The organism is Pseudomonas sp. NPDC087803, assembly GCF_044742995.1.
In the GTDB taxonomy this organism is placed as follows: domain Bacteria; phylum Pseudomonadota; class Gammaproteobacteria; order Pseudomonadales; family Pseudomonadaceae; genus Aquipseudomonas.
This window is the reverse complement of the sequence record NZ_JBIUVO010000001.1, coordinates 623,571-644,755: the sequence shown is the minus strand read 5'-3', so window position 1 is coordinate 644,755 and position 21,185 is coordinate 623,571. Positions and strand designations below refer to the sequence as shown.

22 protein-coding genes and 1 pseudogene are annotated in these 21,185 nt (G+C 59.8%); 9 read left to right on the top strand and 14 right to left on the bottom strand.

Going from position 1 to position 21,185, the window contains the following annotated elements; translation table 11 throughout:
* Positions 1-75 precede the first annotated feature (75 nt).
* From ACIOUG_RS02750 to ACIOUG_RS02720, 7 genes are all read right to left on the bottom strand, one after another.
* Complete coding sequence (locus ACIOUG_RS02750; RefSeq protein ID WP_115989517.1) at positions 76-438, bottom strand: Na+/H+ antiporter subunit G; 363 nt, start codon at positions 436-438, stop codon at positions 76-78.
* Positions 435-713, bottom strand: a complete 279-nt coding sequence (locus ACIOUG_RS02745) for a K+/H+ antiporter subunit F (RefSeq protein WP_003225959.1) — start codon at positions 711-713, stop codon at positions 435-437. Before ACIOUG_RS02745 ends, ACIOUG_RS02750 begins: the two co-directional genes overlap by 4 nt.
* A complete protein-coding gene (locus ACIOUG_RS02740; RefSeq protein WP_401062307.1) occupies positions 710-1,198 on the bottom strand; it encodes a Na+/H+ antiporter subunit E in 489 nt (162 codons plus the stop codon). The genes ACIOUG_RS02745 and ACIOUG_RS02740 overlap by 4 nt, the downstream gene beginning before the upstream one ends.
* Positions 1,195-2,874, bottom strand: coding sequence for a monovalent cation/H+ antiporter subunit D (locus ACIOUG_RS02735; protein ID WP_401062305.1), 1,680 nt, complete (start codon positions 2,872-2,874; stop codon positions 1,195-1,197). The genes ACIOUG_RS02740 and ACIOUG_RS02735 overlap by 4 nt, the downstream gene beginning before the upstream one ends.
* Positions 2,871-3,215: a Na+/H+ antiporter subunit C gene (locus tag ACIOUG_RS02730; protein WP_003225953.1), complete on the bottom strand. Its 345-nt coding sequence runs from the start codon at positions 3,213-3,215 to the stop codon at positions 2,871-2,873. The genes ACIOUG_RS02735 and ACIOUG_RS02730 overlap by 4 nt, the downstream gene beginning before the upstream one ends.
* Positions 3,215-6,133 (bottom strand): monovalent cation/H+ antiporter subunit A, encoded by a 2,919-nt coding sequence (locus ACIOUG_RS02725; RefSeq protein WP_401062303.1) that lies wholly within the window; start codon positions 6,131-6,133, stop codon positions 3,215-3,217. Before ACIOUG_RS02725 ends, ACIOUG_RS02730 begins: the two co-directional genes overlap by 1 nt.
* 245 nt (positions 6,134-6,378) lie before the next feature.
* Positions 6,379-7,314, bottom strand: coding sequence for a DMT family transporter (locus ACIOUG_RS02720; RefSeq protein ID WP_401062301.1), 936 nt, complete (start codon positions 7,312-7,314; stop codon positions 6,379-6,381).
* 85 nt (positions 7,315-7,399) lie between these two features.
* On the opposite strand from ACIOUG_RS02720, the gene ACIOUG_RS02715 reads away from it, so the two are divergent.
* The gene (locus tag ACIOUG_RS02715) at positions 7,400-7,963 is read left to right on the top strand and encodes a helix-turn-helix domain-containing protein (protein ID WP_401062299.1); all 564 of its coding nucleotides are present in this window, start codon (positions 7,400-7,402) and stop codon (positions 7,961-7,963) included.
* Complete coding sequence (locus ACIOUG_RS02710; RefSeq protein ID WP_401062297.1) at positions 7,964-9,358, top strand: FAD/NAD(P)-binding protein; 1,395 nt, start codon at positions 7,964-7,966, stop codon at positions 9,356-9,358.
* 200 nt (positions 9,359-9,558) lie between these two features.
* Here ACIOUG_RS02710 and ACIOUG_RS02705 read toward each other — a convergent pair whose 3' ends face one another.
* Both ACIOUG_RS02705 and ACIOUG_RS02700 read right to left on the bottom strand, forming a co-directional pair.
* Positions 9,559-10,293 carry a substrate-binding periplasmic protein gene (locus tag ACIOUG_RS02705; RefSeq protein ID WP_401062296.1) on the bottom strand — a complete coding sequence of 245 codons (735 nt, stop codon included), beginning with the start codon at positions 10,291-10,293 and terminating at the stop codon, positions 9,559-9,561.
* A 131-nt stretch (positions 10,294-10,424) separates the two neighbouring features.
* On the bottom strand, positions 10,425-11,360 hold the full coding sequence (locus ACIOUG_RS02700) for a polyprenyl synthetase family protein (RefSeq protein ID WP_401062294.1): 936 nt from the start codon (positions 11,358-11,360) through the stop codon (positions 10,425-10,427).
* A gap of 259 nt (positions 11,361-11,619) precedes the next feature.
* On the opposite strand from ACIOUG_RS02700, the pseudogene idi reads away from it, so the two are divergent.
* The 3 genes and pseudogenes from idi to ACIOUG_RS02685 form a co-directional block, all read left to right on the top strand.
* A pseudogene (gene idi / locus ACIOUG_RS02695) lies at positions 11,620-12,120 on the top strand (isopentenyl-diphosphate Delta-isomerase); the annotation flags it as partial.
* Between the two features lie 84 nt (positions 12,121-12,204).
* Positions 12,205-14,013, top strand: a complete 1,809-nt coding sequence (gene dxs / locus ACIOUG_RS02690) for a 1-deoxy-D-xylulose-5-phosphate synthase (protein ID WP_401062439.1) — start codon at positions 12,205-12,207, stop codon at positions 14,011-14,013.
* Complete coding sequence (locus ACIOUG_RS02685; RefSeq protein WP_401062293.1) at positions 14,010-14,981, top strand: hypothetical protein; 972 nt, start codon at positions 14,010-14,012, stop codon at positions 14,979-14,981. Before dxs ends, ACIOUG_RS02685 begins: the two co-directional genes overlap by 4 nt.
* Positions 14,982-15,056: 75 nt before the next feature.
* Here the strand turns inward: ACIOUG_RS02685 and ppnN are convergent, their stop codons facing one another.
* Positions 15,057-16,430 carry a nucleotide 5'-monophosphate nucleosidase PpnN gene (gene ppnN / locus ACIOUG_RS02680; protein WP_401062291.1) on the bottom strand — a complete coding sequence of 458 codons (1,374 nt, stop codon included), beginning with the start codon at positions 16,428-16,430 and terminating at the stop codon, positions 15,057-15,059.
* A gap of 223 nt (positions 16,431-16,653) precedes the next feature.
* Here ppnN and ACIOUG_RS02675 point away from each other — a divergent pair, with 223 nt between their 5' ends.
* A complete protein-coding gene (locus tag ACIOUG_RS02675; RefSeq protein WP_401062289.1) occupies positions 16,654-17,181 on the top strand; it encodes a DUF3087 domain-containing protein in 528 nt (175 codons plus the stop codon).
* Here ACIOUG_RS02675 and ACIOUG_RS02670 read toward each other — a convergent pair.
* A complete protein-coding gene (locus ACIOUG_RS02670; protein ID WP_401062287.1) occupies positions 17,178-17,564 on the bottom strand; it encodes a DUF2784 domain-containing protein in 387 nt (128 codons plus the stop codon). The two genes, ACIOUG_RS02675 and ACIOUG_RS02670, sit on opposite strands and share 4 nt — an antisense overlap.
* A 152-nt stretch (positions 17,565-17,716) precedes the next feature.
* Here ACIOUG_RS02670 and ACIOUG_RS02665 point away from each other — a divergent pair, with 152 nt between their 5' ends.
* The 3 genes from ACIOUG_RS02665 to ACIOUG_RS02655 all read left to right on the top strand — a co-directional run bounded on the left by ACIOUG_RS02665 (position 17,717) and on the right by ACIOUG_RS02655 (position 18,932).
* On the top strand, positions 17,717-18,415 hold the full coding sequence (locus ACIOUG_RS02665; RefSeq protein ID WP_401062286.1) for an AzlC family ABC transporter permease: 699 nt from the start codon (positions 17,717-17,719) through the stop codon (positions 18,413-18,415).
* Complete coding sequence (locus ACIOUG_RS02660; RefSeq protein ID WP_166497451.1) at positions 18,415-18,726, top strand: AzlD domain-containing protein; 312 nt, start codon at positions 18,415-18,417, stop codon at positions 18,724-18,726. Before ACIOUG_RS02665 ends, ACIOUG_RS02660 begins: the two co-directional genes overlap by 1 nt.
* Positions 18,727-18,788: 62 nt before the next feature.
* A complete protein-coding gene (locus tag ACIOUG_RS02655; protein WP_401062284.1) occupies positions 18,789-18,932 on the top strand; it encodes a hypothetical protein in 144 nt (47 codons plus the stop codon).
* Positions 18,933-18,977: 45 nt separating this feature from the next.
* Here ACIOUG_RS02655 and ACIOUG_RS02650 read toward each other — a convergent pair whose 3' ends face one another.
* The 3 genes from ACIOUG_RS02650 to ACIOUG_RS02640 form a co-directional block, all read right to left on the bottom strand.
* Complete coding sequence (locus ACIOUG_RS02650) at positions 18,978-19,250, bottom strand: hypothetical protein (RefSeq protein ID WP_027612979.1); 273 nt, start codon at positions 19,248-19,250, stop codon at positions 18,978-18,980.
* A 348-nt stretch (positions 19,251-19,598) separates the two neighbouring features.
* A complete protein-coding gene (locus tag ACIOUG_RS02645; RefSeq protein ID WP_401062282.1) occupies positions 19,599-20,279 on the bottom strand; it encodes an SOS response-associated peptidase in 681 nt (226 codons plus the stop codon).
* A 48-nt stretch (positions 20,280-20,327) separates the two neighbouring features.
* Positions 20,328-21,173 (bottom strand): ABC transporter permease, encoded by an 846-nt coding sequence (locus ACIOUG_RS02640; protein ID WP_401062280.1) that lies wholly within the window; start codon positions 21,171-21,173, stop codon positions 20,328-20,330.
* Positions 21,174-21,185 lie beyond the last annotated feature (12 nt).

Sequence of the window (21,185 nt, the reverse complement as noted above, 5' to 3'; positions counted from 1 at the left end):
CAGGGGAAATGCATTCCAAATGTGGGAGCGGGCTTGCTCGCGAAGAGGCCAGCTCAGACACCATAGGTGTAGAAACTAACTACCGCTTTCGGTCCTGCGGCTACTGACCTCAGCCGGCACATCATCCCCGGCCATGCGCTTGCGGAACAATGCCGCCCGCGCCAGCAGCAGGGTGGTCACCGGTACGGTGATCGCCAGCAGAATCGGAATCAGCCAGGCATGCATCACCGGCCCGGACTTGAGTGCCGAAAAACAGATGATCGACGCCAGCGCCACACACCACGCGCCGAGTGTCGAGGCCAGCGCCGGCGGGTGCATGCGCTGGAAATAATCCTTCATGCGCAGCAATCCGGTCGCGCCAATCAGCGCAAACACACCGCTGAGCACCAGCAGGATCGCCACCGGAATCTCCACCCACAATGACAATTGCGCATTCATTCGATCACCTCGCCACGCAGCAGGAATTTCGCCAGGGCAAACGAGCCGACGAAGCCGAACAGCGCGATCAACAGCGCCGCCTCGAAGTAAGTGTCACTGGAATAACGAATGCCCAGCGTCAGCATCATCAGCATGGCGACGATGTACAGGTAATCCAGAGCGAGTACCCGATCCTGTGCCGACGGCCCCTTGAACAGGCGAATCAAGGTCAGGACCATCGCCAGCGAGAACAGGAACAGCGTCAGCAGAATCGCGTTCGACAGCAGCGGGCTCATTCGAAAATCTCCATCAACGGCTGCTCGTAGGCAGTCTTGAAATGGTGGATGAAGTGCGCCTCGTCATCCAAATCCCAAACGTGCAGCAGCAGAATGCTGCGATCCAGCGCCAGCTCCGACCACACGGTGCCAGGCACCACGGTGCAGATCATCGCTAGCGCGGCCAGACCGTGGGCGTCGCGCAGGTCCAGCGGCACTTTGACGAAGCCTGAGCGCGGCGGCCGGCGACCGGCGTTGAGCACGCCCCACGCCACGATCAGATTGGACATCACCACATCACGACCCACCATCACGAACAGGCGCAGGATGGTCAGTGGCCGGCGAATGCGCACCTGTTTCGGACGCAGCTTGCGCATCATCAACGGTGCGGCGAAGCCGAGTATTGCGCCGAGCAGCAGGTTGCCCGGGCTGACAGACAGGTTCAGCGTCAGCCACAAAATCCATAACGCCAGTGACAGCAACGGTGCCGGAAATACGCGCTTCATGGCTGCACCTCGAGCATCGCCGCCTTGGCTTCAGGGCTTGGCACGGCGCGGGTGCCGAGCACCGCCATCACGTATTGCTGCGGATTGTTCAGGGCCTCGGCGGTGGCCTGGGTGTAACGCAGCAGCGGCTCGGCCTTGAAGGTCAGGGCGATGCTCAACCCCAGCAACAGGAAGATCGGCGCGCACTCAAGCTTGCGCAGCAACGGCGAAGGGCGCTCTTCGGGCGTCCAGAAACGCTGGATGCCCATCCGCGCGAAGGCCATCAGCGAGGCCAGCCCCGACAGGATCAGCAGCGCCAACAGCGCCCAGGCGGCATTGGAGATCGGCGCTTCGCCGCCCAGCCCCAGTGGATTGAGCAGCGCACCGATCAGGCTGAGCTTGCCGATGAACCCGGACAGCGGCGGCATGCCGATGATCAGCAGTGCGCAGGCGATGAAGCTCAGGCCGAGAAATGCCATGGTCCACGGAATGACCTGACCGACCACGGCTTTCTGTTCGTCGTCGAGGTTGATGCCCTTGGGCGGTTGCAGGGATTCCTGCGGACGCGGCAGCAACTCGCTTTCATCCTCCAGCGGGACTTCGTTGGCCGAACGCGAACGCTCGATCAATTCCGCCAGCAGGAACAGCGCGCTAAGCGCCAAGGTCGAGCTGACCAGATAGAACAGCGCCGCGCCGATCAGGTGCGGCTGGGCGAAACCTACCGCCGACAGCAGAATCCCCGCCGACACCAGAATGCTCAGACTGGCCATGCGCTCCAGGCGTTGCGCGGCCAGAATCGCCAGCGCCGCGCAGGCGATGGTCGCCATACCGCCGTAGATCAGCCAGTCGCCACCGAAGAAGGCCGAGGCCCCGGCTTGCCCGGAGAACAGCAGGGTCCACAGGCGCAGCAGGGTGTAGACGCCGACCTTGGTCATGATCGCGAACATCGCCGCGACCGGTGCACTGGCCGAGGAGTAGGCCGGCACCAGCCAGAAGTTCAGCGGCCACATGCCGGCCTTGGCCAGGAACGCCACCGCGAGAATCCCCGCGCCGGCGTGCAGCAAGCCACGGTCGGCTTCCGGCACCAGCGGGATCTTCAGCGCCAGATCGGCCATGTTCAGGGTGCCGGTGACGCCATAGATCAGCGCTGCGCCAATCAGGAACAGTGACGAGGCCAGCAGGTTGATCGAGATGTAATGCAGCCCCGACGATACCCGCGCCCGACCCGAGCCGTGCAGCAACAGGCCATATGAGGCGGCGAGCAACACTTCGAAGAACACGAACAGGTTGAACAGGTCAGCGGTGAGGAAGGCGCCATACAGGCCCATCAGCTGAATCTGGAACAGCGCGTGGAAGCTCGACCCGGCGCCGTCCCAGCGCGCCATGGCGAAGAGCAGGGCGCTGACGCCGATGATCCCGGTCAGTACCAGCATCAGCGCCGACAGGCGATCAACCACCAGCACGATGCCGAACGGCGCCTGCCAGTTGCCCGGCAGGTACACGCCGATGGAACCGGGCACATCAGTGGTTTGCGTCCACTGCAGCAGCATCACCGAAATGAACAGGCCGACGAGGCTGGAGAACAGGTTGATTTTCGCCTTCAGCGGCCGGTGCTTTTCGCCGAGCATCAACATGATCGCGGCGGTCAGCAGCGGCAGCAGGATCGGTGCGGCGATCAGGTGAGTCATCGCCATCATTCCTTGGGCTCCCGGCCGTCGACGTGGTCGGTGCCGGTCAGGCCCCGCGACGCCAGCAACACCACCAGGAACAACGCAGTCATGGCGAAGCTGATGACGATGGCGGTCAGCACCAGCGCCTGCGGCAGCGGATCGGTGTAGTGCAGCAAGTCCTGGGTCACGCCGTCCTTGATCACCGGCTCTTTACCGATGAACAGGCTGCCCATGCTGAAGATGAACAGGTTGACTGCGTAGGACAGCAGGCACAGCCCCATGACCACCTGGAACGTCCGTGGCCGCAACACCAGCCACACGCCGGAAGCGGCGAGCACGCCGATGGCGATTGCGATGACTTCTTCCATCAGACGGCTCCTTTGCTGGCGACGGACTTGGGCAGCGACGCGGTCTTGTGACCACGCACTGATTGGTGGGCGAGGGCGGTGAGGATCAGCAACGTCGAGCCGACCACTACGGCGTACACGCCGATGTCGAAGAACAGCGCGCTGGCGATATGGATCTCGCCCAGCAGCGGCAAGGCGAAATGCCAGGTGTGGGTGGTCAGGAACGGATAACCGACCGCCATCGCGCCGAGACCGGTGGCGGTGGCGAACAGCAGCCCGGTGCCCATCCAGCGCAACGGCCGCAGGCTCATTTGTGCCTCGACCCACTGCGTACCGGCGACCATGTATTGCAGGATGAACGCCACCGACATCACCAGTCCGGCGACGAAACCGCCACCCGGCTGGTTGTGGCCGCGCATGAACAGGTAAAACGACACCACCAGCGCAATCGGCAGCAGCAGGCGCACCAGCACCGCCGGCACCATCATGAAGCCGAGCGCGGTGTCGCTGGCGCTGCGCGGGTTGACCAGATCGGTGACCACGTCCGGCGCGAGCAGGCGTTGCTGGGCCGGCAGTTGCAGGCTTTCTTTCGGTGGGCGGAAGCGCCGCAGCAGGGCGAACACGGTCAGCGCCACGGCCACCAGCACGGTGATTTCACCGAGGGTATCGAAACCGCGGAAGTCCACCAGCATCACGTTGACCACGTTGCTGCCACCGCCCTCGGGCAGGGCGCGGCTGAGGTAGAACGAGGAAATGTCGTTGGGCGTCTGCCGCGTCAGCATCGCGTAGGACAGCAGCGCCATGCCGGCGCCGACGGCAATCGACAGCAGCAAGTCGCGCAAGCGGCGCACCCGGGCCTTGCGCAGGCTCGATGGCAGTGGCGAGACTTCCTCTATGCGTCGCGGCAGCCAGCGCAGGCCGAGCAGGATCAGCACCGTGGTCACCACTTCCACCGCCAGTTGCGTCAGGGCCAGATCCGGCGCCGAGAACCAGACGAAAGTCACGCAGGTCATCAGCCCACAGACGCTGACCATGGTCAGGGCGGCGAGACGGTGATACTTGGCCTGCCATGCGGCGCCGAGGGCGCAGGCAATCGCCAGCAGCCACAGGGTGACGAACACGATGGAACCCGGAATCTTCGGCCGGTCGCCCCAGCTCAAGCTGCTGTGCAACATCGGGATCAGGCCAGCGAGCAGTGCCGCCAAAACCATCAGGAACAGTTGCATCTGCAGGCGCCGGGTGCCGAGTCGGCGCTCTACCCGGCGAGCCATGCGCATCATCAGCACCAGACTGCGCTCGAACAGGCGCTTGCCGTTGAAGCGGCCCACCAGCGGCGGGTACTGGAAGCGGCCACGCTTGAGCTGGTTGCGCAGCAGCAGATAGACCACGATGCCGCCGGACATGGCGATCAGGCTCATGATCATCGGCGCGTTCAGACCGTGCCAGATCGCCAGGCTGTACTCGGGCAGCGTACCGCCCACCACCGGCAGTGCGGCGGCCGCGAGCAGCGGGCCGACCACTTGTGCCGGGAAGATCCCGACCACCAGACAGGTGAACACCAGCAACTCGACCGGCGCACGCATCCAGCGCGGCGGTTCGTGCGGGGTGTGCGGCAGGTCGGTGGCGGTTGGGCCGAAGAACACGTCGACGGTGAAGCGCAGCGAGTAAGCGACGCTGAAGGTACCGGCGATGGTCGCGACAATCGGCAGTGCCGCCTCGACCCACGCGGTGGCGTTGATGAACACGGTTTCGGCGAAGAACATTTCTTTCGACAGAAAGCCGTTGAGCAGCGGTACGCCGGCCATCGACGCACTGGCAACCATCGCCAATGTGGCGGTGAACGGGATCAGTTTGATCAGGCCGCTGAGCTTGCGGATGTCGCGGGTGCCGCTTTCGTGGTCGATGATCCCGGCGGCCATGAACAGCGAGGCTTTGAAAGTGGCGTGGTTGAGGATATGGAACACTGCGGCGACTGCCGCCAGCGGGCTGTTCAGGCCCAGCAGCAGGGTGATCAGGCCCAGATGGCTGATGGTCGAGTAGGCCAGCAGACCCTTGAGGTCGTTCTGGAACATCGCGCAGTAGGCGCCGAGCAACAACGTACACGCACCGGCGCCGCTGACGATGTAGAACCATTCTTCACTGCCGGACAGCGACGGCCACAGGCGCGCGAGCAGGAACACCCCGGCCTTGACCATGGTCGCCGAGTGCAGATAAGCCGAAACCGGGGTGGGCGCCGCCATGGCGTGCGGCAGCCAGAAATGGAAAGGAAACTGCGCGCTTTTGCTGAGTGCGCCGATGAGAATGAGGGGAAGCAGAACAGGATAGAGGGCATGTGCGCGAATCAGATCGCCGGCGGCCAGGACCTTGTCCAGGTCATAGCTGCCGACGACATGGCCGAGAATCATGACCCCCGCCAGCAGGCACAATCCTCCGGCCCCCGTGACCATCAGCGCCATGTAGGCGCCACGTCGGGCATCAGAGCGGTGGTGCCAGTAGCCGATCAACAGGAACGAGAAGAGGCTGGTCAGCTCCCAGAAGAACACGATCTGGATCAGATTGCCGGAGATCACCAAGCCGAGCATGGCGCCCATGAACGCCAGGAAAAAGGCGAAGAAACGCGGCACCGGGTCGTCCGGCGACATGTAATAACGCGCATATAAAGAGACAAGGGTGCCGATGCCCAGCACCAGCAGCGAGAACAGCCAGGCGAAGCCGTCCATGCGCAGAACGAAGTTCAGACCGAGGCTGGGCAGCCACATGAACTCTTCGCGGATCACCCCGCCGTGGGCGATTTGCGGGTACAACAGCGCGACCTGCACAGTGCCGATCAGAGCGACCAGACCTGCCAACAGGGATTCGGTATTACGCGCGTTGTGTGGCAGCACCGCTGCCAGACAGCTGCCAATGAATGGCAGAAGCAGTAGAACTATCAGGGACATAGGCTTCTAATCTGCGGAAGTTTGTGAAGCATCATACGTGCCAGCTCCCTGATTACCAAACCCGAGGATGTCTCAGAATCCTACAAAGTAGTCTGAAAAATTTGGTTTGGCATTGTTTCAGGGGAGGGATGTTGTGACGGATGGACCTTTCGCGAGCAAGCCCGCTCCCACATTTGAAATACATTTCAAGGTGGGAGCGGGCTTGCTCGCGAAAGCGATAGGGCAGTCGCTAAAAATATCGAGGATCAGCCCTGGGTTTCCCGCTCCAGCTCAGCGTCCACATCGTCAACCTTACCCTTAGTCTTCAACTCGCTGACAATCACCGCCGCCACAATCAGTCCCGCACCCACCAGAGCAATCGCCGGCAAGCGCTCCCCGGCGATCCGCCCGACGATCCCGGCCCACACCGGCTCACCGGCATAGATCAACGTCGCCCGGGTCGGCGAAACGCTTTTCTGCGCCCAGTTCATCGCCACCTGAATCGCCGCACTCGCCGCACCGAGGCCCAGTGCGGTCACCAGCAGCGTCCAGGAAAAATCCGGCAGCGCTTCGCCGGTCGGCACCACCAGCAGGAACGACAGGACCGAGGTCGCCGCCAGCTGCACCACGGTCACCCGACGCACATCGACCTGACCCGCGAAGGTGCTGATCAGTATGATTTCGGCGGCAATCGCGATGGCACTGATCAGCGTGGCGATTTCACCGGGGCTGAAATTCAGCGCAGCCCCGGACGGCCCGGACAGCAGCATCAAACCGGTGAACGCCAGCATGATGCCGATGCTCGGCATCAGCCCCGGGCGACGGCCCAGCACCAGCCATTGCAGCAACGGCACAAAGGGCACGTACAACGCGGTGATGAATGCCGACTGGCTGCTCGGGATCGTTTGCAGGCCCACCGTCTGCAAGCCGTAACCGAGCATGATCGCCACGCCGATGAACGATCCTGCCTTGAGTTCGAACAAGGTCAGTTCGCGCAAGTGCCGCCAGGAGAACAGCGCGACGATGGCGGCTGCGGCGGCGAAGCGCAGGCCGACAAAAAACATCGGGCCACTGACGGTCATGGCGTGTTGCACCAGCAGGAACGTGCCGCCCCAGACCATGGTGATCAGCACCAGCACGCACTCGGCCTTGCTGAAGCGGGAGAAGCGGAGAGAGGTGGAAGATTCGTTCACTGACGTCATGACCTTGCGCACTATAAAAGGCAGGACGCACAATGCGCCCAAAGTTGCGCAGTATACTGCCCAACCCCACCAAGTGAGCAATATAGTGCACAAAGATTCCAGCCAACGGGCGTCCGTCCTACAACACGTCAGCCAAAATGTTCGGCGCCTGCGCCACGCCGCCGACATGAGCCAGACCGCGCTGGCCGAAAAGTCCGGCGTCAGTCGGCGCATGCTGGTGGCAATCGAGGCCGGGGAAAAGAATGTCAGCCTGACCACTCTCGACCGCGTCGCCGAAGCGCTCGACGTGGCCTTCAGCGACCTGATCCAGGCCCCCGACGCGCGCGATACCAGCCGCATCAATGAGGTGGCGTGGGCCGGAGTGATTCCCGGGAGTAAAGCGGTGCTGCTGTCCAAGGCCACCGCCAGCCGCGAGGTCGAGCAGTGGGAATGGTGTCTGCAACCGGGTGAGGTCTATCCGTCGCAACCCGACGCCGACGGCTGGAGCGAACAGATCTACGTGTTCGAAGGTTGCCTGACGTTGACGGTGGGCGATGTGACCAACACCGTTTCCACTGGCGAGTTTTTCATGTTTGCCAGCAACCAGCCCCACGGCTATCGCAATGACGGGCCGGTCGCGGTGCGATTTGTGCGTAATGTGGTGATTTGAATGAATCGAAGCGCAGATATCCTGATCATCGGCGGTGGCCTTAGCGGCACGATGCTGGCCGTGCAGTTATTGAGATTGCCCGGGCAACGCAAGGTCCTGATTGTCGAACCACGCGCTGAACTCGGGCGCGGTGAAGCCTACAGCGCCGTCGAGCTGGGCCATACGCTCAACGGCAATGCGGCGCGCATGAGTGTCGACCCTGACAACCCCGATGACCTGAATCAATGGCTGACCGCGCACATCGCTGCCGGTGGCTGGCCGGAATCTGCCGAGCAGGATGTGCCGATCAGTGAACTGTTTCCGCCGCGCGGTCTGTTTGGCGTGTATGTGCAGCAGCGTCTGGCCGGGGCGCGGATCGTCGGTGCGCAGCACGGTTCGACGGTCGAGCACATCTGCGCCGAAGTCGTAGATGTGCAAACCGATGCTGATTCGGTGCAACTGACCCTGAACGATGGGCAGCACCTGAATGGCGCCTATGCCGTACTCGCCACGGGCATGTTCCCCGCCGCCCGCACGCCGCAGAAAAAATCCAGCGGCCTGAATGCCGCGGCGCTTGATCCGTGGGATGTCGCGGCCATGCGCCAGCTCGATGCGCAGTCGACCGTGCTGATCATCGGCTCGGGGCTGACCATGGTCGATGCTGTGGTGTCGCTGGAGCAGGCCGGGCATCGCGGGCCGATCGAAGTGTTTTCCCGTCACGGGCTGTTGCCGCATGTGCGTCGGCAACCGCCAGCGTGGGTGGACTTTCTTGCTGAAGATCAAAGCATCCGCACACCGCGCCAATTGTTGCGCGAACTGCGCAGGCATTGCCGCGACGCTATCGCTCAGGGCATCGACTGGCAGGCGCCGCTGGACACCGTGCGGGCGCATATCGGACGTCTGTGGAGTCAGGCGACCGACGTGCAGCGTCGACAATTCGTACGCCATGTGCGGCCATGGTGGGAGAGTCACCATCACCGTTCGCCGCCGTTGAGTGCGGCGTTGGTTGAGCGCTTGCACCACGAGGGACGGTTGCGGATTCAGGCGGCGTCGTTCAAGGGGCTTGAGCCTGGTTCGGGCGAGGGTGTGAGTATTCGCATTCGACGCCGGGGCGAGGCCGAAACCTGTGTGGTGCAGGGTGCAGCGCTGATCAATTCCAGCGGTATCGAGTACGACTGGCGGCGCGTTGCTCGCCCGTTGCCGCAGCAGTTGCTGGCGCGCGGGCTGGTGCGTCCGGGGCCATTGGCCTTGGGGATTGCGGCGGCGGTGGACGGTGCGGTGCTGGACGCTGAAGGGCAGGCCGGCAGCCGACTGTTCGCGATGGGACCACCGTTGCGCGGGATGTGGTGGGAAAGCACGGCGGTGACGGATGTGGCGTTGCAGGCCAAGGCGCTGGCGGCGCGGCTGGTGGGTTGATGGTGTTCTTGCTGGCCTCATCGCTGGCAAGCCAGCTCCCACAGGGTTTTGCATGGATCATAAATCTGCGAACAGCACAGAAAACTGTGGGAGCTGGCAAGCCGGCCCCAATAGGTTTTTGCATGGATCAAAAAATCTGTGAACAATACAAACCACTGTGGGAGCTGGCTTGCCAGCGATGGGGCCGGTTCAGCCAATTATCATCTCGGCAGCGCATTCATCAGCCAGCGCTGGCGAATCTGCTCCAGGCGCCCGTCGGCGCGCAAGGTTTCCAGCGCCTGTTGCCAGCGTTTCACCTGACCCGGATCGGTCTGCAGCGAAAAGGCAATGTAGGTGTCCTGTTTCATCAGCGACATCTGATACTGCAAGCGTCCCGGTTCCATGCCCTGGGTACGGGCCAGGGCGGCGGTGGACAGGGTGTCGGAGACTACGAAATCGGTCCGGCCCAGGCTGAACAGACGCATCATCTGTTCCGGGGTTTCGACGCCTTCGAGGTTCTTCAGGTTTTGCTGTTGCAGGTAGCTGTAAATCAGCCATTTGCGCGGCACGCTGATGCGCCCGGCCTGATCCGCCTGCTGCAGGGTTTTCACCGGCGGCTGGTTGTTGGCATGGGCGTAAAGCGCGGTTTCGACTTCGATCAGCGGCCCGACCCATTGGTAACGGTCATCGCGCTCGTCAGTGCGCAATACGGTGAATACCCCGGTGTTCGCCGTTTCACTGGCCGTGCGCAAGGCACGCAGCAACGGCACTTGTTGCAGCTCGATCCGGTCACCGGTCTGTTCGGCCAGTGCGCGCACCACGTCCACGCCGTAACCCACCAGTTGATCGCCTTGCTGGAAATGCAGGGGCGGGTGATTGTCGGTGAGCAGTTGCAGGTCCGCCGCATTGGCCGTCAGGGCCAGGAGTGACAACAGACACGCGGCAATCCGTTTCATGAATCGTCCCTGAAAAATAGATCGCGAAGCTTAGTACGGGCCGGGGGTGGCTGTCATGGGAAATGCGCTGGCCTTTTGCTTCAGAAACAAGCTTTATCGGTGATGGTCTTACAGGGCTTGGCCACCAACTGTCAGCGGATCAGGGACTCATAGAAGTTATCTTGTATATTTTGCTCGAAATGCACATTCTGCAAAAAACCTTCAAGTTGACGAAAATCCCGATCGTTAATATTAAGTTGTGCATCATAGAAGCACTGCTCAATACGCTGATAACTGTCCTCCATCAACTTGAGTGCTCGGATGAAAACGCCGGAGCTGCCCCAGGCGATAATTATTTTCTTTTTTTGCGATTCGCTTAGTTTTTGTTTGGTAAGGGGCTGATTTGCCAGAATCATCAGAAATGACTTGGGGCCCCCTTCAAGGTCTGGCGCGAAACCTTTCTTTTTAAAGTGTGGAATGTGATTGATGTCGCAGTAGTCATTAATGAATCGATAGTACACGGCCAGTTCCAATAACATTTCCTTTAGTTTGCGATGGCAGTGCTCGGGTAAAGGTTGGATGTTCTGGAATGCTTCCAGAATGAACAGAAAGAAGCAGCCGGTATTGGTTTGAGCGACAAAACGGTATTCGTCAAGAGTGGGTAATACCGTTCCTTCGCTAATCTGTGTGTCCAGATACTGGCCAATGTGCAATGACTCCAGGCTGTCGAGTGCCACTTTCATCAACCCGGTGTTTTGCAAGTCACACATCTTCTGCAGGCCATCGATGTATCCATACATTCCTGAGATAAGAGCGGTGGCGACGCCATACTTTACCCAGACAGACGGTGCTCCGCGCCGAACGCGGTCCTCGTCTACGATATCATCGTGTACCAGTGACGCGGTATTGAAGCGTTCGACACATTGACAAATTGTTTGGGTCAGATCAGTTTCGATTCCATAACACGCAGCCAATGCTCGCGTCAGGGAAGTTCTGACTTTCATTCCGTCATGTTTCTCCTGATAGTCAAAGGGCATGATCCAACTGTTTTTGGCCATTTCGTATTGCAGAAGGCGTGCCGGGTACATAGCAGTCTCCGTCTGCCGGCCAATCCATGGTGGGCACTATAAGGTCTGATCACATAATTGCGATGGTAGCTCAACGGCCTTATCTACGTGAATCTATTTAAAGAACGATTAATTATAGATTTTTCCAGATTGCGTTCTATGACAGGTCTGTAGAGCTGTAACGATAATGGGGTGGTGGTATAAGTTCTTTGAGTTTTTTTAACTGTCAGCTATTGTCGTTGATAGTCGTGTTTGAAAAGTGCGAGTTGCCGTATTGGGCATGTGGCGAGGTTTTATCGTGGAAAGACTCATTCTGGTCGACGAACGGGACAATATCGTTGGTCATGCTGAGAAAATGGATGTTCACGAGCAAGGGCTTTTACATCGCGCCTTTTCAATATTTATTTTTGATGATGAAGGCCGTTTGCTGCTACAGCGAAGAGCACTCGGCAAATATCATTCGCAAGGGCTCTGGACCAATACCTGTTGCGGCCATCCGCGCTGGGGCGAGACCACCCTTGACGCGGCAAAACGGCGACTGCGTGAAGAGATGGGACTGGCGTGTGAACCTCTGGCCGAAGTTCATGCGTTTGTCTATCGAGCCACCGTCACCAACCAACTGACGGAACATGAATACGATCACGTTCTGGTGGGCTTGAGTTCTTTTGACCCTTTGGCCAATACCGATGAAGCACTCGACTGGAAGTGGGTGACGCTCGAAGAGCTTGATCGGGGCGTGGAATCTCATCCTTCGATGTACACCGCATGGTTTCAGATGATTGTTCAACAGCAAGGTATCGCACGCCTCAAGGTATGGAGCGGCCTCTCGACAGGTTGCGCATTACCGAGATCGGGTCTGCTCGACATGATTGATTCGCCCGACGATTTGCGCCGTCTGCATAAGTCAGCATTACCTCGATTGGCTGAGGAACTACGTAGGTTTGTTTTGCATAGCGTGGCGGCGACCGGGGGACACCTATCGGCAAATCTGGGCGCTATTGAACTGACTATCGCCTTGCACTACGTGTTCCAGACACCGTTTGACCGGATCGTCTGGGATGTTGGACACCAAGCCTATGCGCACAAGGTTCTTACCGGACGCCGCGAATCCATGTCCGGAATCAGGCAGCGTGGTGGCATTTCAGGCTTTCCTCGCCGGCAGGAGTCTGAATTCGATTGCTTCGGAACCGCTCATGCGAGTACTTCCATTTCAGCAGTGTTAGGCATGGCTGTCGCAGCAAAACACAAGGGTGAGTCAAAGCAGTGTATTGCGGTGATTGGCGATGGGGCGCTGAGCGGCGGGCTCGCATTCGAAGCACTGAATAATGCGGGCGTGCACCAGCATTTGCCATTGCTGGTCATACTCAATGATAACCAGATGTCCATTTCCAAATCGGTTGGCGCTCTGTGTGAGCACTTCCAGCGGTTGGAGGGTAGTAATGGCAGGCAGGCCATTCCCGAATATTTTCGGGCGCTGGGGTTTGACTATTCAGGGCCAATAGATGGTCATGATCTTGACCAACTGGTTTCAGCCTTGCGGGTGTTCGGCAAACGCTGCGGACCACGAGTGCTGCACGTTGTCACCCGCAAAGGTAACGGGTATGCGCCGGCGGTTCATGATCCGGTGCTCTATCACGCACCGGGAAAGTTTGATCCCGCATGCGGATTCAGGGCCGCGAAAGCTGCGCCTCTGACTTACGCGGATGTCGTTGGGCAATGGTTGTGCAAGCTCGCTGAGTACGACGCGCGGGTGATGGTCATATCCCCGGCAATGTGCGAAGGATCGGGACTGGTCGAGTTCCGGCAGCGCTTCGCGAGTCGTTGTTTCGATGTCGGGATTGCCGAACAGCATGCCTTGACTTTTGCCGCAGGTCTGGCAGCAGAGGGGCTCAAGCCGGTGGTGGTTATTTACTCGACCTTTCTGCAGCGAGCCTACGACCAATTGATCCACGACATAGCAATTCAGCATTTGCCAGTCGTGCTGGCTATCGACAGGGCAGGCGTTGTCGGGGCGGACGGTGCGACGCATACCGGAGCGTTTGATATTGCTTACCTGCGTTGTATCCCGGGCTTGATGCTGATGGCGCCGGCCGATGAAAACGAATGTCGGCAGATGCTCGTGACTGCGCTGATACATGATGGCCCGGCTGCACTGCGATATCCCAGAGGGCGAGTTGTTGGTGTTCCCTCTGATGAAAAACTCGCAGGCCTGGCTATAGGTCGGGGTGAGGTACGTCGTTTATCCTCGCACTCCGATTATCCGAGAGTAGCCATACTCGCGTTCGGTTCGGTTGTGGCCGCTTCTCTGGAGGCTGCGAGCGTGCTGGACGCAACCCTGGCGAATATGCGGTTCATCAAGCCGCTGGATCATAACCTGCTGGATGAGCTGGCGCGTGAACACGATGTGCTGATTACTGTTGAGGAAGGTTGTATCAAAGGTGGTGCTGGGTCAGCTTGCCTTGAGTATTTGAACCGCGTTGGCTTACTCCGTCCTGCCTTGCAACTCGGTTTTGAAGACGAGTTTGTCGAACATGCCACGCCAGAGGAAGCCCTCGAACAGTGTGCGCTGGATGCAAAAGGTATAGCGCTTTCGATCACGAAGTTTCTTGGGCAGCCAAGTCACCGTCCGGCGTTTTTCCGTTGTCATGAGAAAAGTCCACGAGGTGCATTGTGAATTACTCCCTCCCTCTCATTCTGCAGGGACTTGAGATTCCACTGAACCCTTTGAGCGAAGAGGCTGAGCGACATACCCGTGAATGGCTCAAAGGTGTCGGGCTTGAAGCTGGTGGGCACGAGACACATCAGCTCGATCTTTATCTTCCAGGCAAATACGGAGGATACATGTGGCCCAATGCTGAACGCGAAGATCTGTACATCCTTTCTGATCTGACGGGTTGGTTCAGTTGTCAGGATGACCTGGCTGATGAAGACCTTAGTCGATCACCCGAAATACTGGAAAAGGTACTGCGCCAAGTGCATGACGTTGCCAGTGGTCGTGTTGCTCTGATGCATAAGGGGGTGGCCGGGGGATTGGCAAATATCATTGAGCGGGCGGGGTTTTCCATGAGCGAACGATGGAAAGGCAGGACCCTCGACCAATACACCAGTTATATCCATGCCTGTATGTGTGCTGCCGTTCATCGAGTTGAGGGGACTCAACCGGTGCTTGCAGATTATGAAAGCATCTGGCGCCATGCTGGCGGTTTTCAGGTGTGTATCGAATTTACCTATTTTGCAACCCGAATAGATCTTCCCTCGGTGGTCTATTTCAGCGCGCAATGGCAAACGCTGCGCACAATTACCTTGAATTTGATGAAAGCGGTCAATGATCTTCTGTCATATCGCATTATGGAAAATCCCGACGAAGATGTTTACAACCTGCTGACTCACCTGCGCCATCATCAAGGCTTGAGCCCTGATCAGGCGGCGGCTGAAGTGCGGCTACGGATCGAAGTATGGGCCAGAATGTTTTTCGATCTACAGACGCGGCTACCTGATGAGCTGGATCGATTGGGCTGCGACGTGGTCATTCGCGAGCAAGCCTTACGGTGTGCTGAAGCATTCCGGGAGCAATGGATCGGCAACATAGGTTGGCATCTTGCAGTACCCCGTTATCGTGAGATTCGGTTTCGGCCTGATTGACACTTTACCTCGCAGGAACGTCATCTTGTGGGGCCAGTTTCCTGTCCGCCACAAGACAGTGTGATAGTTAGAAAGTTACGCCACTACGCGATAGCACGGCACATACGCCGCACCGCCCGGCAGTTTCATCCGGTGCTGGGCGACGAAGGCTTTGAGCAGTGCATCGAGCGGCTGCATGATCGCCGCGTCACCCCGGATCTGGTACGGCCCGTGTTCTTCGATCAGGCGGATGCCCTTGTCCTTGACGTTGCCGGCGACGATCCCGGAGAACGCACGGCGCAGGTTGGCCGCCAGTTCGTGGGGCGGCTGGTCGCGGTGCAGCTTGAGGTTGGCCATGTTTTCGTGGGTCGGATCGAACGGGCGCTGGAAGCTCTCGTCGATCTTCAGCAGCCAGTTGAAGTGGAATGCATCGTTGCGCTCACGGCGGAACTGCTTCACCGCTTTGAGGCCGGCGGTCATCTGCCGCGCGACTTCAGCCGGGTTGTCGATGATGATCTGGTAGTGCTGTTTGGCCGCGTCGCCGAGGGTGGCGGTGACGAACGCGTCGAGTTGTTCCAGATACGGCGCGGCATGCTTCGGCCCGGTCAGGATCACCGGGAACGGCAGGCCGGCGTTGTCCGGGTGCATCAGGATGCCCAGCAGGTACAGGAACTCCTCGGCTGTACCGGCGCCGCCCGGGAAGATGATGATGCCGTGGCCGACACGCACGAAGGCTTCCAGACGTTTTTCGATGTCCGGCAGGATCACCAGCTCATTGACGATCGGGTTCGGCGCTTCGGCGGCAATGATCCCCGGCTCGGTCAGGCCGAGGTAGCGCCCGCCGTGGATGCGCTGCTTGGCGTGGGCGATGGTCGCGCCTTTCATCGGGCCTTTCATCACGCCTGGGCCGCAACCGGTGCAGATGTCGAGGCTGCGCAGGCCCAGTTCGTGGCCGACTTTCTTGGTGTATTTGTATTCTTCGGTGTTGATCGAGTGACCGCCCCAGCACACGACGATTTTCGGCTCGACGCCCGGGCGCAGGGTGCGCGCGTTGCGCAGCAGGTGGAAGACGTAGTCGCTGATGCCTTGCGAGGTGCTGAGGTCGATGCGTTGGCTGTCGAGTTCGTTTTCGGTGTAGACGATGTCACGCAGGGCGCTGAACAGCATCTCGCGGGTGCTGGCGATCATTTCGCCGTCGACGAAGGCGTCGGCCGGGGCGTTCAGCAGTTCGAGGCGCACGCCGCGATCCTGCTGGTGAATGCGGATTTCGAAGTCCTTGTAGGCTTCGAGGATGGTCTTGGCGTTGTCGACATGCGCGCCGGTATTGAGGATGGCCAGGGCGCACTGGCGGAAGAGGGTGTAGGTGCTGCCGGATCCGGCTTCGCTCAGTTGCTGAACTTCACGTTGAGAAAGGGTTTCCAGGCTGCCTTTCGGGCTGACCGAGGCGTTGATTACGTGTCGTTGGGTCATGCAATGATCCTTAAAACGATGTCATTCCAATGGCAGGCAAATGGCATCCGAATAGTGTGTATCCATGAATGAAGATGGCACGATCTGCGCTGTACCGCCATGTCCCCCGTTGGACGCGAAAAGATGAAAAGGGCCCCCAGCATAGCTAAATCCCCGAGAGAGGCGATAATGCGCAGCGAGTTTTTTCCGTTGCCCTTTTTATCGCTCAAGGAAGTCATGCCTGATGTTCGAGATCCAGCCGATGGACCCAGCGACGTTTCGTCAGCAGACGCGGCGCAGCACGTTGATCATTGCCGTGCTGTTCCTGGTGCTGGCGATGCTGCTGTCGACGGCGGCGGTGGCGCTGTTCGGCGAACCGGGCGGCGATAACCTGCGGTTCAATGTCGGCGGGGTGTTCGTCGCCTTCCTGCTGACGGCGGCGCTGCTGCGCGGGCAATTCTGGCAGCAGGCGTGGATGGCGCCGGCGGTCTACAGCTGGCGGCTCAAGCGCAGCCTGATGAGCGTGACCAACGTGATGCATCAGGTGACCGCGGCGGTAGAGCAGCACGATCCGACCGCGATGAAGGTGCTGCGCTTCTATCATCTGGGGCTGACCCAGATGCACCAACTCGACGGTAACTCCAGCGATCATGCGCAGTTGCAGCGGGAAGTCGAAGCGCACAAGGAGCGGATGCAGGCGCTGGGTCTGGAGATCGACCAGAAGCGCCTGGATCCGGCCTGGCTGCAAGCCTTGAAACCCGTCGCGCATTAAAACGGGATGCGGCTGGCCCGGCGCAGTTTCCAGCGCCGCAGCAGGCGCCCGTAGACCAGCAGGTTGATCACCAGCACCACGCTGCCCAGCGCCAACTGAATCTGTGGCGTCAGGCCGGCGGGGTAGATGATCGGCCAGATGTAGTGCTCGATGAAGCCGCCGGCGTATTCGGTCTGCCCGGCGGCGTGGCGCATCAGGTTTTCCCAGTAGGTCAGCGGACAGGTCAGGTGCAACACCTCGACCGCCACCCCCCACGCAGCTGCCGGCAGATGCAGCCACATCACGCGTGGCCACTTGAGCACCAGCAGCCCGCCGAACAGCACGAACAGAATGAATGACAGATGGAACAGCACCAGCCCGTCGGCTGCGATTCGGTACAGCATGTCGTCTCCCTGACGCGATTGTGAAGGTTCTCATGGTACGCCGGCAGCGGCCCATGAGCGCGGCGATTTAGCGCAAGTGCGCAAGATTGTTCAAGCCGCGAAGGGGCATTTGCTGGCAGAGTCTGCGATCGTTTCCTCGGTTGAAGAGCGTTATGTCTGACTCACTTATGCCGCGCAGTGCGTTTCTTCGCGGGGCTGCGGCGATCATGCCGTTATCACTGGCGACGGCGCCGTGGGGGCTGCTGGCCGGCTCCATGGCGATCGAAGCCAACCTCACGCCGTTACAGGGGCAGGGCCTGTCGAGCATCGTGTTTGCCGGTGCCGCGCAACTGGTGGCGATGGGCATGCTCAAGGGCGGTGCCGGGATTTTCTCGATTTTGTTGACCACGCTGCTGCTGACCTCGCAGCACTTGTTGTACGGGATGAGCATGCGCTCGGTGATTTCGCCGCTGCCCGGGCGCTGGCGCATCGGCCTGGGCTTTTTGCTCACCGATGAACTGTTCGCCCTGACCAGCCAGCATGATCGCCAGCAGTTCAATCGCTGGTACGCATTGGGCGTCGGCCTGACGTTCTATATCGCCTGGAACCTCTTCACCCTCGCCGGCATCGTCCTGGGCAGCAGCATTCCGGGGCTTGAGCACTTGGGGCTGGACTTCTCGATTGCCGCGACGTTCATCGCATTGATCACTCCGGTGGTGCGCAACGTGCCGACCGTGGTGTGCGTGGCGGTGTCCCTGTTCTGCTCGGTGCTGTTCAGCTATTGGCAGTGGGGCTCGGCGCTGGTGTTGTCAGGGCTGGCCGGGATGACCGCAGGATTTGTCTGCAACAAGCTGTATCGGGGGCGCACATGATGGTCTGGGCAGTGATTTTCGGCATGGGGATTCTGGTGTTCCTCAACCGCTACGTGTTTCTCGAACCGCGCCTGCCGCTGCGCTTGAGCAGTAACGCACGGCAGTTTCTCGGGTTTGCCGTACCGGGAATGCTCACGGCGATCTGCGGGCCGATCGTGTTCATGCCGGACAAACAGCTGAATTTGCAGTGGGATAACCCGTATTTGCTGAGTTCGCTGGTGGCGATCGGTCTGGTGTTGTACACCCGTAACACGTTGCTCAGCATGCTCTTGAGCATGGCGTTTTTCTTTTTGCTGCGCTGGTGGTTGTAAGTTGCCGGGAAAAAACTGTTCTACGCTTGTTGGATGATTATTTTCGATCAGGCGAGGTGCACATGACGACCGAGCAACAGCGTCCGGATGAAGACGAAGAAGTAGACGAGCCCAGCGAAGAAGAAATCGAGCGCGAGAAACGCAAGGAACAGACCTGGAAGCACGATGACGACAAGGAACTCACCGGGCCCGATGTGAAATTCTGAAGTCGACACGCAAAAAGCCCCGCAACAGCGGGGCTTTTTGGTGTTTCAGAGGTCTTCCAGAGACGGGAAGTCCGGATGTGACGCCCGATAGCCCAGAGTCTTGTCGATCCACGCATTGAGTTCGTTGACCATTACCGGTGGGTGACCGGGATAGCCTTCGAGCGTGGTGCGCAGGATGCGTTCGATGTCCGGCACTGAACGCAGGTTTCGGGTCTTGATGTAGTGGCCGATAAAACAGTCGAGTTGAAAGCGTTCTGTCATGGACAGATAAATACACTCCAGGCCGTTGGCCTGTTTGATTGCAAAATCGTCGCGCAACTTAGTTCTCTGCAAGGCGTGGTGAAAGTTGTAGGGGATTCCTGGTTTGTTGACTCTTTGGTCAACTGGTATGCCAATTGGAAATGCGGCGCGCATGCTATCCGTAGCGCATCTAAATGTATGTATGACGGTTGAAATGTCAGACAGGCGGTTAGTTCGCTCAAACGACTGTTTTTTTCGGGCTGTCTCAGCGATGAAACAACCTCTGTAAAGATCTTGCGTCACCTGTAATCACCTGTAGGAGCTGCCGCAGGCTGCGATCTTTTGGTCTTCATTTTTAAAAGCAAGATCAAAAGATCGCAGCCTTCGACAGCTCCTACAGAGTTAACGCGGGAGGGCCGGGGATTTTTAGGCGATTGCATCAATCAGCCCGGCGCCCTGATTGCGAGAGTTGCCGACGGCTTTGCCGACTTTGTGCCAGGAAAAGGCCTCGCTGGGTTCTCCTTCGAACAGCAGCATCTGTTCGGCGCGCTCCGCAGGTGTGGCCGGGTCGAGCCATTCGCGGGTCAGTTCGGGGTTGAGCACCACGGGGCGGCGATCATGGATGTCGAGCATCCCGCCAAGGCTATTGGCGGTGATGATCACGAAGCCATCGTCGTCTCGGGCATCGCTGCCGGGTGTCGGAAATTGTCCGATGGCCGCACAGAAAACCGGCCCGTGATCGGCACGCCGGATCAGCCACGGCTGTCGGGTTTTATCCGGGCCGTCGACCCATTCAAACCAGTTGTCGATGGGCACGATCAGCCGATGACGCCAGATCGCCCGGAAGAACGGGCCATGCGCGACCTTTTCCACGCGGGCATTGATCGGTGCGGCGCGGTCCTTGGCCCAATGCGGGCGCCAGCCCCAGCGCAGGTTGTCGGCATACAGGCGTCGATCATGTTGATGGAGGACGGCGAGTGAAGTCGTCGGCGCCGCGTTGTAGCGCTCCAGCGCGGCGTCGCCGACGTGATTGATCAGTGCATCGGGAATGCTCAGCACCGCGACGAAGTCGTGAATGCCACGATACTGCGAGAGTCTTCCGCACATGCGCTGAATCTCCGGTTGGACGCTTTCAGCTTAGTTGGCTCTGGCCAATCAAGCCTTTGCCTCTTGACCGGTGAACGTGTCGCGCCAGGCCAGCCAGCGGCGCTCCAGCACGGCGAGCAGGCCATCGCTGAGTTTGCCGAGCAGGGCGAGCACGATGATCGCCGCCAGCACGATGTCCGGTCGCGAAGTTTCGCGGCCGTCGCTGAGCAGATAGCCCAGGCCCTTGGTCGCGGCGATCAGTTCGGCGGCCACCAGAAACATCCACGCCAGACTCATGCCGCTGCGCAGTCCGGTGAACAGGCCGGGCAGGGCGGCTGGCAGCAGGATCCGCCGCACCAGTTGCCAGCGGCTGAAGCCATAAATGTGCCCGACCTCGACCAGTTTGCGATCAATGTTGCGTATCGCCGCGACCACATTGACGTACACCGGAAAAAACGCGCCGATGGCGATCAGCACGATCTTCGAGGTTTCGTCGATGCCCAGCCACAGCAGCAACAGCGGCACCCAGGCCAGGCTTGGAATCGAACGCAGGGCGGCAAACGTCGGCTCGAGATACGCCTCGGCCTCGCGGCTCAGACCGACCCAGGCGGCGAACCCCAGCGCGAGGCTGGCGCCAATCGCAAACCCGAGCAACACGCGAATCAGGCTGGCGCCGATGTGTTTCCACAATGCCCCTTCGGCAAGGTCGGTGAGGGTCAGGGCGATCTCGCTCGGGGCGGGCATCTGATAGGCCGGCAGCCAGCCGACGCGCACGATGAATTCCAGGGCGACCACGATCAGCAACGGCAGGGCCAGGCCTTTCAGGCGCCGTCGCCATGTCGGGTTGAGGGTTGAAGGACGCTGCCTCGGTAAGCGCTGCGCAGGCGCGGGCAGTTCGTTACTGCGAGTGGTCATACGTGGGCTCCG

Coding starts and splice junctions, on each gene's coding strand:
- ACIOUG_RS02700 (WP_401062294.1), bottom strand. CDS start 11,360: ATGTACCCGGCACGCCTTCTGCAATACGAAATGGCCAAAAACAGTTGG.
- ACIOUG_RS02710 (WP_401062297.1), top strand. CDS start 7,964: ATGAATCGAAGCGCAGATATCCTGATCATCGGCGGTGGCCTTAGCGGC.
- ACIOUG_RS02655 (WP_401062284.1), top strand. CDS start 18,789: ATGACGACCGAGCAACAGCGTCCGGATGAAGACGAAGAAGTAGACGAG.
- ACIOUG_RS02665 (WP_401062286.1), top strand. CDS start 17,717: ATGTCTGACTCACTTATGCCGCGCAGTGCGTTTCTTCGCGGGGCTGCG.
- ACIOUG_RS02750 (WP_115989517.1), bottom strand. CDS start 438: ATGAATGCGCAATTGTCATTGTGGGTGGAGATTCCGGTGGCGATCCTG.
- ACIOUG_RS02660 (WP_166497451.1), top strand. CDS start 18,415: ATGGTCTGGGCAGTGATTTTCGGCATGGGGATTCTGGTGTTCCTCAAC.
- dxs (WP_401062439.1), top strand. CDS start 12,205: ATGATTGATTCGCCCGACGATTTGCGCCGTCTGCATAAGTCAGCATTA.
- ACIOUG_RS02740 (WP_401062307.1), bottom strand. CDS start 1,198: ATGAAGCGCGTATTTCCGGCACCGTTGCTGTCACTGGCGTTATGGATT.
- ACIOUG_RS02720 (WP_401062301.1), bottom strand. CDS start 7,314: ATGACGTCAGTGAACGAATCTTCCACCTCTCTCCGCTTCTCCCGCTTC.
- ACIOUG_RS02730 (WP_003225953.1), bottom strand. CDS start 3,215: ATGGAAGAAGTCATCGCAATCGCCATCGGCGTGCTCGCCGCTTCCGGC.
- ACIOUG_RS02745 (WP_003225959.1), bottom strand. CDS start 713: ATGAGCCCGCTGCTGTCGAACGCGATTCTGCTGACGCTGTTCCTGTTC.
- ACIOUG_RS02675 (WP_401062289.1), top strand. CDS start 16,654: ATGTTCGAGATCCAGCCGATGGACCCAGCGACGTTTCGTCAGCAGACG.
- ACIOUG_RS02735 (WP_401062305.1), bottom strand. CDS start 2,874: ATGATGGCGATGACTCACCTGATCGCCGCACCGATCCTGCTGCCGCTG.
- ppnN (WP_401062291.1), bottom strand. CDS start 16,430: ATGACCCAACGACACGTAATCAACGCCTCGGTCAGCCCGAAAGGCAGC.
- ACIOUG_RS02725 (WP_401062303.1), bottom strand. CDS start 6,133: ATGTCCCTGATAGTTCTACTGCTTCTGCCATTCATTGGCAGCTGTCTG.
- ACIOUG_RS02640 (WP_401062280.1), bottom strand. CDS start 21,173: ATGACCACTCGCAGTAACGAACTGCCCGCGCCTGCGCAGCGCTTACCG.
- ACIOUG_RS02645 (WP_401062282.1), bottom strand. CDS start 20,279: ATGTGCGGAAGACTCTCGCAGTATCGTGGCATTCACGACTTCGTCGCG.
- ACIOUG_RS02670 (WP_401062287.1), bottom strand. CDS start 17,564: ATGCTGTACCGAATCGCAGCCGACGGGCTGGTGCTGTTCCATCTGTCA.
- ACIOUG_RS02705 (WP_401062296.1), bottom strand. CDS start 10,293: ATGAAACGGATTGCCGCGTGTCTGTTGTCACTCCTGGCCCTGACGGCC.